Genomic DNA, 11,016 nt, shown 5'->3' with positions numbered 1-11,016 from the left:
GACGACCCCTGCAACACCCCTGCGCCGACCCGGTCCCCAGGGCGACGAGGGGTGTCCGTCGAAAGGACAGTCCCCCATGCGTACCGGTCGAGTCCGCGCCGCCGTCGTGGCCGCCGCCACGGCACTGCTCACCATCACCGGCGCGACCGCGGCTTCCGCCGCACCCGCCCAGCCCGTCGAGGACACCGTCTTCGCCCCCGCCGCCGACACCCCCGTCACCGCGCTGGTCACGAAGCTGACCCACTCCCAGGCCACGTCCCGCTTCCGCACCGCGGGCATCACGTGGTCGTCCAGCGGCGGGTGCAGCGACCGCTACACCTCCACCTGCACGTCGTTCGAGCAGATCAACCTCACCACCGTCCAGGGCGCCGAGACCCTCAAGCGGGCCACCGGCTGCGCGCTCAACGTCACCGGCGGCACCGAGGTCGGCCACGCCAGCGGCACCTACAGCCACTGGAACGGCTACAAGCTCGACTTCAGCCTCTCCACGTGCCTGGGCAACTACATCCGCGGCACCTTCACCTCCATCGGCGGCAACAAGTGGCGGTCCGGTTCCGGGAACGTCTACTACCTGGAGAGCAACCACTGGGACGTCACTTACTACAACTGCGGCGGCTGCTGACACCGTCGCACGCGAACGGGGGACCGGCCCGCGCGGCCGGTCCCCCGTTCCCCGCCCCACCTCAGCCGGTATCCCGTCCACCGCGCGCCGCTGCCCAGCACCCGAGAGTCGAACGCCCAGGACTCGAGAGTCGAACGCCCAGGACCCCTGAATTCAACGCTCAGGACAGCGCCGCGGCCCGGAACCGATCGGCTCCGGGCCACGAGCGGGATCGTCAGACGCGGGCGGGCAGCTTGTCCTGAGCGGACTCCGCGGAACGGCCCGCGTGCGGCCGCCCGGTGGCCGTGCTCCGGAAACCCCGCAGCCGCAGGCTGTTCGACACCACGAACACCGACGAGAGCGCCATCGCCGCACCCGCGATCATCGGGTTGAGCAACCCGGCCGCCGCCAGCGGCAGCGCCGCGACGTTGTACGCGAACGCCCAGAACAGGTTGCCCTTGATCGTGGCCAACGTGCGCCGCGACAACCGGATCGCGTCCGCCGCCGCACGCAGGTCGCCCCGCACGAGCGTCAGGTCACCGGCCTCGATGGCCGCGTCCGTGCCGGTGCCCATGGCCAGCCCCAGGTCGGCCTTGGCGAGCGCGGCGGCGTCGTTCACGCCGTCACCGACCATCGCCACGACCTTGCCCTCGCCCTGCAACCGGGCGACGACGTCCACCTTGTCCTTCGGCAGCACCTCGGCGATGACCTCGGTGATGCCGACCTCCGCCGCCACCGCGCGGGCCGCCGCCTCGTTGTCCCCGGTCAGCAGCACGGGCGTCAGGCCGAGCGCGCGCAACTGCCGCACCGCCTCGACCGACGTCGGCTTCACGGTGTCCGCGACGACCAGCACCGCCCGCGCCTCGCCGTCCCACGCGACCAGGACCGCCGTGCGCCCCTTCTCCTCGGCGGCGCGCTTGGCCTCGACCAGCGGGCCGTCCAGGTGCACGCTCCACTCGGCCAGCAGCCGCTCCCGGCCGACGATCAGCGCGTGCCCGTCGACCACGCCCTGCACGCCCAGCCCTTCGAGGTTCTGGAAACCCCCGACCTCCGGCAGGTCGCCGACCCGCTCGGCCGCGCCCGCGGCGATCGCCCGGGCGACCGGGTGCTCGGACGCGTGCTCCAGGGCGCCCGCCAACCGCAGCACCTCGTCCTCGTCCACACCGGACGCGACGTGCACGGACACCAGGCTCATCCGCCCGGTGGTGACGGTGCCGGTCTTGTCCAGCACCACCGTGTCCACCCGCCGGGTCGACTCCAGCACCTCCGGCCCCTTGATCAGGATGCCGAGCTGCGCGCCCCGCCCCGTGCCGACCAGCAACGCCGTCGGCGTCGCCAGCCCCAGGGCGCACGGGCACGCGATGATCAGCACCGCCACCGCCGCCGTGAACGCCGCCGACACGCCGCCACCCGCGCCCAGCCAGAACGCCAGCGTGCCCACCGACAACGCGATCACGACCGGCACGAAGACCGCCGAGATCCGGTCGGCCAGGCGCTGCGCCTCGGCCTTGCCGTTCTGGGCGTCCTCGACGAGCCTGGCCATCTGCGCCAGCTGGGTGTCGCCGCCGACCCGCGTCGCGCGGACCACCAGCCGACCGCCCGCGTTGACCGTCGCACCCACCACCGCGTCACCGGGACCGACCTCGACCGGCACCGACTCGCCGGTCAGCATGCTCGCGTCGACCGCCGAGCTGCCCTCGGCCACCACGCCGTCGGTGGCGATCTTCTCGCCCGGTCGCACCACGAACCGGTCGCCGACGGCCAGCTCGCCGACCGGGACGCGCACTTCACGGCCGTCGCGCAGCACGGCGACGTCCTTCGCGCCCATCTCCAGCAACGCCCGCAGCGCCGCACCCGCCCGCCACTTGGACCGCGCCTCGAAGTACCGCCCGGCCAGGATGAACACCGTGACGCCGGCGGCCACCTCGAGGTAGATCGAACCCGCACCGTCGGTGCGCTGCACCGTCAGCTCGAACGGGTGCGTCATGCCCGCCACGCCCGCCGTGCCGAACAGCAGCGCGTACAGCGACCACGCGAACGCCGCGATCGTGCCCATCGAGATCAACGTGTCCATCGTCGCCGCGCCGTGGCGCAGGTTCGCCCACGCCGCCCGGTGGAACGGCCACGCGCCCCACACCAGCACCGGAGCCGCCAACGTCAGCGAGATCCACTGCCAGTACGTGAACTGCAACGCCGGCACCATCGCCAGCAGGACCACCGGCACCGCCAGCACCGCGGACACGACCAGCCGCTGCCGCAGCGCCGCCGTCGGGTCCTCCTCGACCGCCTCGACCCGCTCGGTCTCCACGACGGGCAGCGCGGCCTGGTAGCCGGCCGCCTCGACCTGCGCGACCAGGGTCAGCGGGTCGACGTCGGCCGGGAACGTGACGCGCGCCTTCTCGGTCGCGTAGTTCACCGTCGCGGTCACGCCGTCGAGCTTGTTCAGCTTGCGCTCGATGCGGGCCGCGCACGAGGCGCAGGTCATGCCGGTGATCGCCAGTTCGATCCGCGCGTCAGCCATGGCCGTGCTCCTCCTCTTCGGCGTGGGCGTCCGTGCGGGCGGTGTCCACGGTGAACTCGGCCGTGCGCACGACACCGCCGTGCCGGAAGTCCAGGAACAGCCGGTACCCGCCCGCGGACGGCACCTCGGCCACGAACGCGATCTCCGGGCCGGCGGGCGTCTTCCCGTCGCCGGGCGCGCCCTCCGGGTGCACGTGCAGGTAGGCCAGGTCGCCTTCGCGCAACGCCACCAGGTGACCGTACGCCGCCAGGTACGGTTGCAGATCGGTGACCGGCGCACCGTCCTTGGTGACGGTCAGCCGCACGGGCGAGGCCTCGCCCGGCACGAGGTCGCCGTCCAGGCGGACCCGGTAGCCGTCGACTTCGGCCACCCGGGACGGTTCGTGGGCGCGGGGCTCGTAGACACCCGCCGCGTCCACGTCGACACCGAGCGTGGTCGCTTCGCCACCGGTCGGCTTGAAGTCGGCGAAGACGCGGTAGGAGCCCGCCTCCGGGACGTCCAGCGGCACGGTCCACGTGCCGTCCGGTGCCATCTCGGGGTGGACGTGCCGGAAGCCGGAGGTGTCGCGCCGGACCGCGATGAGGTGCATCCGCTGGTCGTGCTCGACGTCGAAGGCGGTGACCGCCGCGCCGTCGGGCCCCAGGACGCGGAAGGAGAAGGAGTCGGTTCCCGTGGTCAGCGTCGTGTCGGTGGGCGCGAGGGTGTAACCGCCCCTGGACGACGCCAGCCCCGCGGGCTGGTCCTGCGCGGTCTCCGCGACGGTGCCGCCGTGGTCGTCCCCGTGGCCGGCGCCCTCGGCACCGGACGTGCCGTCGTGGCCGCTCGGCGCGGCTTCGACGGCGAAGGGACCGACAGCGCTACCGGCCGCCCAGGCGCCACCGGCGACCAGGGCGAGTACCGCACCGTAGGCGGAGAGCTTCGCTGCTGTGTTCATTCGGTCAGTCCTCGAGACTGGTGGAGCCCGCCCTCGGTGGCGGGCTCCGGTCGGCTGCTGTGCCGTGGTCGATCGGGTCGTGGTGGGCGCCCTCGTCGGTTACCCACCGGTCACGCGGGTCAGCCGGCGAGCGCGTAACCCGCCTCTTCGACGGCCGCGCGCACGTCCGCCTCGGCGAGCGGCGCGGTGCTGGTCACCTTGACCGCGCCGGTCGGCAGGTCGACGTCCACGCCGGTCACGCCGTCGATCTTGGTGACCTCCTCGGTCACGGACGCCACGCAGTGGCCGCAGGTCATGCCGGTGACGGTGTAGGTGGACTCGGCCATGGTGTGCTCCCGGTTGTCGATCGTGTCGGTCGGTACAGGTCAGGACCGCACCAGGCGGGCGATGGCCTCGCTCGCCTCGCGGACCTTGGCGTCCGCGCCCTCGCCGCCCTCGGCGAGCGCGTCGGCCACGCAGTGCTTCAGGTGCTCGTCGAGCAGGTTGAGGGAGACCGCCTGGAGGGCCTTGGTCGCCGCCGCGATCTGGGTCAGGACGTCGATGCAGTACTCGTCGCCCTCCACCATCCGCTGCAACCCGCGTACCTGCCCCTCGACCCGGCGCAGGCGCTTGAGCACGGCGTCCTTGTCGGAGGTGTAACCCCGCATGCCCGGACTCCCTTCGGCCGCTCGGTGCGTCCCCGTCAGGACCATTCATACCCCCAGGGGGTACCCGAGTCAACTCGGGGGTCGGCTCCGGTGACCGGCGTCACGCGATCTCGGCACCCTACCCCCGTACTGTATCGACGGCCGGACGGCGCGACCCCGCGGAGGTGGTGCGGGTACCGTGAGGTGCGACAACGCTCGCGCCCGACCTTGCGATCAGCTTGCGATCGGCCGCGGCCCGGTGTCCGGCCGGTGGCGGGCCCGGCGGTGTGGTGGGGTGGGTCGATGCCGAGGTTCTCGTTGCGGTGGCGCGTCGCGCTGGCCATGGGGCTCGGCTCGGTGCTGCTGACCAGCGCGGTCGCCGTGGCGATCTGGAACCTCACCTCCGGGTACATGCTGCGCCAGCGCGAGCAGAGCGCGGTGCGCCAGGCCGAGGTCAACGTCCGGCTGGTCGACGCGGCCCTGAGCAGCGGTTCCGACGGGCTGACCGGCCTGCTCACCGGGCTGACCACCGGGCCGGACTCGACCGTGCTGCTGTTCCACGACGGGCAGGTGCTGACCAGCGGCAGGCAGGTGGACGCGCGGCTGCTGCCGCCCGGGCTGGTCGACCTGGGCCGGCGGGGCACGCCCGCGGCCCAGCGGCTCCTGGTCGACGGCATCCCGGTGCTGGCCGTGACGCTGCCCATCGAGTCGACCGACGGTGCTTACGTGGAGCTCGCGCCGCTCGTGCAGCTGGACCGCACGTTCCGGTTCCTCAGCGCCCTGCTGGTCGCCGTCACGGTGGTCAGCGGGCTGCTGGGGGTGGCGCTGGGGTCGTGGGCCGGGCGGCGGGCGCTGCGACCGCTGACCGAGCTGACCGAGGCCGCGTCCCGGATCGCGGGCGGCGACCTCCGGGCCCGGCTGCCCACCCAGACCGACCCGGACCTGACCTCGCTGGCGACCACGTTCAACGCCACCGCCGAGGCGCTGGAGCAGCGGGTGCGGCGGGACGCCCGGTTCGCGGGCGACGTCAGCCACGAGCTGCGGTCGCCGTTGACGACCATGGTCAACGCCGCCGAGGTGCTGCGCCGACGCCGGGTGCAGGTGCCCGGCACGGCGGGCAAGGCGCTGGACCTGCTGACGTCCGAAGTGGACCGGTTCGCGCGGATGGTGGTGGACCTGCTGGAGATCTCCCGGGCCGACCAGCAGGCCGAGGACCCCACGCTGGAGACGATCGACCTGGCCTCCCTGGTGGCCAACGTGGTCGCGGCCCGGCCGGGCGGCCCGGTGCCGCTGGACGCCGGCTCGCCGCCGCCGCAGGTGTTCGGCGACCGCCGCCGGCTGGACCGGGCCGTCGACAACCTGCTGGACAACGCCGAACGGCACGCGGGCGGCGTGGTGCGCGTGGGGGTGCGCTCGCACGGGGGGAAGGCGCGGGTCGAGGTGGACGACGCCGGACCGGGCGTGCCGCCGGAGCTGCGCGACCGGATCTTCGACCGGTTCGACCGGGGCGCGCGGGCGGGGCGGCGCGGCGCGGACACCGGCAGCGGGCTCGGGTTGGCGCTGGTCGCGCAGCACGTCCAGCGGCACGGCGGCACGGTGCGGGTGGAGGACCGGCCCGGTGGCGGCGCGCGGTTCGTGGTCGAGCTGCCGGAGGCGGAACGATGAAGGTCGCGGTGGTGCTGCTCGCCCTGTGCGCGCTGATCGGCGCGTGCGGCGTGACCACGCAGGACGAACCGCAGCCGCTGGTCACGTCCACCGCGAACCCGGTGCCCACGCCCACGCTGACGCAGCGCCCGGACCCGACCACCTCGTCGTCCGCGCCGACGACGACCCCGAGCACCACCTCGGGGTGAACGGGGTGCGCAAGCGGGTGGTGGTGGCCGTCGTCATCATGGTGGCCGTGGTGTTCGGCGGCGCGTTCGCGTTCCAGCGGAAACTGGTGTTCCTGCCGACCGGCGGTCCGTTGCCGCCCGCGGGTGACGTGCTGCCCGGCGGCCGTGACGTCACGCTGACCACCGGGGACGGGCTGCGGTTGGCGGCCTGGTACTTCCCGGTGGACTCGACGCGGGCGACCGTGCTGGTCGCGCCCGGCAACGCCGGGAACCGCCGGATGCGCGTGCCGCTGGCCCGTGCGCTCACCGCGCGCGGGCTGTCGGTGCTGCTGGTCGACTACCGGGGCTACGGCGGCAACCCCGGCGCCCCGACCGAGGCCGGGCTGGCGCTGGACGTGCGCGCGGCCCGGGAGTTCCTGGTCGGCGACGCCGGGGTGCGGCCGGAGCGGCTGCTCTACTTCGGCGAGAGCCTGGGCGCGGCGGTGGCGGCGGAACTCGCCGTCGAGCACCCGCCCGCCGGGCTGGTGCTGCGGTCGCCGTTCACCGACCTCGCCTCGGTCGGTGCCCGCCACTACCCGTTCCTGCCGGTGCGGTGGCTGCTGCTGGACGAGTTCGCCACCGAGCGGCACGTGGCGCGGGTGGCGGCGCCCGTCACCGTCGTCTACGGCTCGGCGGACTCGATCGTGCCGCCCGGGCAGAGCCGCGCGGTGGCCGCCGCGGCGGGCGCGTCCACCGTGGTGGTGGCGGGGGCCGACCACAACGACCCCGTGCTGCTGGACGGCACGCGGCTGGTCGACGCGATCACCGACCTGGCGCCGTGACCTAGTAGGTGTCGTCCGGGCCGTCGTCGGGCAGCGGCACGACGCGGTTCTGGTCGGCGACGTCCGCCGGGTCGGCCTCGGGCACCTCCGGCGGCACCGGGGCCGGTCGGGCCCGGCCCACGGCGGCCTCCTCGTCCACGATCCCCGCGTCGGACTCGGGCTCGACGGGCGCCTGCTGGTCGGCCACGTCGTTCCACGGCTTCTCCAGGCTCATCAGGGTGATCCTCCACAACGGCGCGGACAGGGCGACGGACACGACGTTCGGAAGTGGATTCACGCACCACCGGGGGCTCAAACCCCCGATGGCCACCCGATCGCCCCGTCAGGTGGTCCAGCCGGCCGACAGGCCGGACACCGCGACCTTCTCGCCGGTGGCGCTGATGTGCGCGGTCTCGTCGCCGAGCCGCAGGTCGGACAGGGTGAGCTCGCCCCAGCGCGGCGGCAGGTGCGGTGTGGTGGTCAGCGTCCTGCGCGGCACGTGCGGCTCCAGCCCGAGGCACGCGCGGACCAGCAGCAGCGGTGAGGCGCTGGCCCACGCCTGCGGGGAGCACGACGTCGGGTACGGCACCGGCGGGCTGAAGTCGTCCCGGGCGAAGCCGCAGTACAGCTCGGGCAGGCGACCGCCGAACGCGGCGGCGGCGTCGAGCAGGCCGTCCGCCAGGCGGTGCGCCAGGTCGACCGCGCCGGGCAGGTGGGCGTAGCGCAGCAGCCCGGCCACCGCGATGGCCGTGTCGTGCGGCCACACCGACCCGTTGTGGTAGCTCATCGGGTTGTACGCGCCCATCGAGGACGCGAGCGTGCGCAGGCCGTAGCCGGTGTCCATGTCCGGCTCGGCCAGCCGCCGGATCAGCGCGGCCGCGTGCTCGTCGGTGGCGATCCCGGTCCACAGGCAGTGGGCGGTGTTGCTGGTCAGCGCGTCCACCGGCTGCTTGTGCCCGTCGAGCGCCACCGCGTACCAGCCCCGGTCCGGCAGCCAGAACGCCTCGGCGAACCGCTGCCGCAGCTCTCCGGCACGGGCGCGCAGGCGCGCCGCCACCGCCTCGTCGCCGAACCCCTCCGCGAGGTCCGCACGGGCCAGCAGCGCCGCGTACACGTAGCCCTGGACCTCGCACAAGGCGATGGCCGGGACGGCCTGCCGGCCGGACGCGTCGTTGATGCCGTCGAAGCTGTCCTTCCAGCCCTGGTTGGCCAGGCCGCGGTCGGTGGCGCGGCGGTACTCCACGAACCCGTCGCCGTCGCGGTCCCCGTACCGGTCGACCCACGCCAGCGCGGCGTCGGCGGCGGGCAGCAGCGAGCGCACCACGGCCGGGTCCGCGCCCCACTTCCAGCACTCGGCCAGCAGCATCACGAACAGCGGCGTGGCGTCGACCGTGCCGTAGTAGTGGTTGCCGCCCAGCACCGCCGTGCTGTCCGGGCCCATCCGCAGCTCGTGCAGCACGCGGCCCGGTTCCTCCTCGGTGAGCGGGTCGACGACCTTGCCCTGCGTCTCGGCGAGGGTCTGCAACGTGCCCAGCGCCAGGCCGACGTCCAGCGGCAGCGCCATCCACGCGGTCAGCAGGCTGTCCCGGCCGAACAGGGTCATGAACCAGGGCGCGCCCGCGGCGACGAACGGTCGGCCGTCCCGCGCCGGGTCGTGGATCTGCAACGCGCCCAGGTCGCTCCCGGTCCGCCGCAGCACGCCGGTCAGCACCGGGTCGCTCGCCGCGACCAGGGTGCTGGCCGCGCGCCACGCCCGGATCTTGCGCGCGGGCCCGCTGGCCTCGATCCGCTCGCCGCGGTGGAACTGCGGCTGCACGGCCCGCCCGGCCACGGTCGGCTGCACGACCACCTCGGTGGACCACCGGCCGCCCGCGGGCACGACCACGTGCCAGCTCAACGACCCCGGCACCACGACGGGCTGGGCGCTCGCCGTGAACGACACGCCGCGCGAGCCGTCCTCGCGGTCCCGCAGCACGAGTTCCGGTCCGGTGGCGACGGCGTCGGAGCCGCTGCGCGCGGCCCGGCCCTCCTTGACCGCGAACAGGTCGGCGAAGTCGGCGTCCACGTGCAGCTCCAGCCGCACCGCGGTGGCCTCGCGGCCCAGGTTGTCGATTGTGATCGTCTCCCGCATCCCGTCGCCGACCAGCCGTTCCCGCACGAGCAGCAGGGTGCTGTCGGCCAGGCCGGCGGCGGGTGGGCGGCGCAGCACGAACCGGGCGGCGAACGCCTCCGGGTGCGACACCGACAACGGGTGCGCGGTGCGTCCGTCCAGCCGCAGCTGCCACCTCGACAGCACGCGCGCGTCGCGGAAGAACAGCCCCTGCGGCGTGCCCGGCTCGATGTCGCCGGTGCCCGTCGACAGGCAGAACGTGCTGCCCTCGACCACCGTCGTGGTGCCGCCGACGTCGCCGGTGAACACCGGCTCGCCCGCGTTGAACGGCTCCGGTGGCAGGTCGGCCGTCACGCGCGGTCCCCCGAGGCGTGCAGGGCGGCCCCGCCGTCGACGTTGCGCCGGTAGACCCGGTCGAGCGCGGAGTCCAGGGCGGCGTAGTCGCGGCGCAGCGCGGTGAGCGAGCCCGCCGCGGTGAGCGCCTCGCGGTAAGCGGCTTCGTAGCCCGCGCCGAGCCCGTCGACGTCGAAGTGCGCGGCGACGTGCGCCCGGCAGGCGGCCGGGTCCAGGTCGCGCACGTCGTGCAGCGCGGCCACCAGCTCCGCGGGGTCGTCCCGCACCAACCCGGTCACGCCGTCCACCACCACCTCCGGCACCGCGCCCGCGCGCAGCGCCACCACCGGTGTGCCGCAGGCCATCGCCTCGATCATCACCATGCCGAACGGCTCTTCCCAACGGATCGGGAACAGGAGGCACCGGGCGGCGGACAGCAGCTTGCGCTTCTCGGTCGCATCGGCGACGCCGAAGACGTGGTCCTGCCCGGTCAGCCTGGGGCGCACCTCGGCCTCGAAGTACTCCTTCTCGACCGGCTCGGCGCACTTGCCCGCCAGCACGAGCGGCACGCCGGCCGCGTGGGCGGCCTCCAGCGCCAGGTGCGGCGCCTTGTCGGGGTGGAAGCGGCCGAGGAACAGCGCGTAGTCCTCCTTCCGCTCGCGGAACGGCCAGTCGCGCAGGCGCAGCGCGTTGTGCACGGTGCCGATCCAGTTCAGCTCGGGTGCGAGCTCGCGCTGCCGGTCGCTGATCGCGACCAGGCCGACGTCGTCGCCGAGTTCCCGGTAGTAGCGGCGCATGTCGGTGTCGACGGGACCGTGCACGGTCACCACGGTCGGCAGGCCCAGGGCGGCGAACGCGGGCGCGTTGAGCGGACCGGCGAGGGTGTGGTCGTGCACGACGTCCAGGCCTCGCGTGGCGGCGAGCCGTTCGACCTCCCGGCGGACCGCGGCGGCGTGCACGACTTCGGGGAACGGCTCGCCGAGGCGTTCGGGGACGGTGCGGTCCCACACGGGGACGAACCCGGCTCCGGTGCCGGGCTCCCCCGCGCCCAACAACGTCACCGAGTGGCCGCGGGCGACCAGCGAGTCGGCGAGGTCGGCGACGACGGCCTCCACGCCGCCGTAGGCCTTGGGCGGTACGTCGAAGTAGGGCGGGGCCACGAGCGCGACGCGCAACCGGTCGCGGACGGCGTGCCGGGAAAGCGTTGCGGCGGAAGGCAGGCTGCTCAAGTCGACCTCCTCGAACGGGCGAGCAGACCA

11 protein-coding genes are annotated in these 11,016 nt (G+C 74.2%); 4 read left to right on the top strand and 7 right to left on the bottom strand.

Annotation, left to right across the window (positions count from 1 at the left end; translation table 11 throughout):
* Nucleotides 1-76: 76 nt before the first annotated feature.
* The gene (locus FHX81_RS33615) at nt 77-622 is read left to right on the top strand and encodes a hypothetical protein (protein WP_141982544.1); all 546 of its coding nucleotides are present in this window, start codon (nt 77-79) and stop codon (nt 620-622) included.
* 214 nt (nt 623-836) lie between these two features.
* On the opposite strand, the gene FHX81_RS33610 is transcribed toward FHX81_RS33615, so the two are convergent.
* The 4 genes from FHX81_RS33610 to FHX81_RS33595 form a co-directional block, all read right to left on the bottom strand.
* Complete coding sequence (locus tag FHX81_RS33610; protein ID WP_141982543.1) at nt 837-3,122, bottom strand: heavy metal translocating P-type ATPase; 2,286 nt, start codon at nt 3,120-3,122, stop codon at nt 837-839.
* Nucleotides 3,115-4,056 (bottom strand): hypothetical protein, encoded by a 942-nt coding sequence (locus FHX81_RS33605; RefSeq protein WP_141982542.1) that lies wholly within the window; start codon nt 4,054-4,056, stop codon nt 3,115-3,117. Before FHX81_RS33605 ends, FHX81_RS33610 begins: the two co-directional genes overlap by 8 nt.
* Before the next feature lie 119 nt (nt 4,057-4,175).
* Entirely contained in the window at nt 4,176-4,382 is a 207-nt protein-coding gene (locus FHX81_RS33600; protein ID WP_141982541.1) for a heavy-metal-associated domain-containing protein, read from the bottom strand.
* A 39-nt stretch (nt 4,383-4,421) separates the two neighbouring features.
* Nucleotides 4,422-4,703 (bottom strand): metal-sensitive transcriptional regulator, encoded by a 282-nt coding sequence (locus FHX81_RS33595; protein ID WP_141982540.1) that lies wholly within the window; start codon nt 4,701-4,703, stop codon nt 4,422-4,424.
* 282 nt (nt 4,704-4,985) lie between these two features.
* Between FHX81_RS33595 and FHX81_RS33590 the strand changes: the two genes are divergently transcribed.
* From FHX81_RS33590 to FHX81_RS33580, 3 genes are read left to right on the top strand one after another with little or no spacing between them, the layout of a single operon-like run.
* The gene (locus tag FHX81_RS33590) at nt 4,986-6,347 is read left to right on the top strand and encodes a HAMP domain-containing sensor histidine kinase (protein ID WP_141982539.1); all 1,362 of its coding nucleotides are present in this window, start codon (nt 4,986-4,988) and stop codon (nt 6,345-6,347) included.
* A complete protein-coding gene (locus tag FHX81_RS33585) occupies nt 6,344-6,535 on the top strand; it encodes a hypothetical protein (RefSeq protein ID WP_141982538.1) in 192 nt (63 codons plus the stop codon). Before FHX81_RS33590 ends, FHX81_RS33585 begins: the two co-directional genes overlap by 4 nt.
* Before the next feature lie 5 nt (nt 6,536-6,540).
* Nucleotides 6,541-7,335: an alpha/beta hydrolase gene (locus tag FHX81_RS33580; protein WP_246108100.1), complete on the top strand. Its 795-nt coding sequence runs from the start codon at nt 6,541-6,543 to the stop codon at nt 7,333-7,335.
* A 1-nt stretch (nt 7,336) separates the two neighbouring features.
* On the opposite strand, the gene FHX81_RS33575 is transcribed toward FHX81_RS33580, so the two are convergent.
* The 3 genes from FHX81_RS33575 to FHX81_RS33565 form a co-directional block, all read right to left on the bottom strand.
* Nucleotides 7,337-7,549 carry a hypothetical protein gene (locus FHX81_RS33575; protein WP_141982537.1) on the bottom strand — a complete coding sequence of 71 codons (213 nt, stop codon included), beginning with the start codon at nt 7,547-7,549 and terminating at the stop codon, nt 7,337-7,339.
* Nucleotides 7,550-7,657: 108 nt separating this feature from the next.
* Nucleotides 7,658-9,766: an amylo-alpha-1,6-glucosidase gene (locus FHX81_RS33570; RefSeq protein WP_141984273.1), complete on the bottom strand. Its 2,109-nt coding sequence runs from the start codon at nt 9,764-9,766 to the stop codon at nt 7,658-7,660.
* An 8-nt stretch (nt 9,767-9,774) separates the two neighbouring features.
* Complete coding sequence (locus tag FHX81_RS33565; protein WP_246108098.1) at nt 9,775-10,986, bottom strand: glycosyltransferase family 4 protein; 1,212 nt, start codon at nt 10,984-10,986, stop codon at nt 9,775-9,777.
* Nucleotides 10,987-11,016: the final 30 nt, after the last annotated feature.

Source organism: Saccharothrix saharensis (genome assembly GCF_006716745.1).
Taxonomy (GTDB): domain Bacteria; phylum Actinomycetota; class Actinomycetes; order Mycobacteriales; family Pseudonocardiaceae; genus Actinosynnema; species Actinosynnema saharense.
The sequence above is the reverse complement of the archived record's forward strand: the minus strand, read 5'-3'. Positions and strand labels throughout refer to the sequence as shown.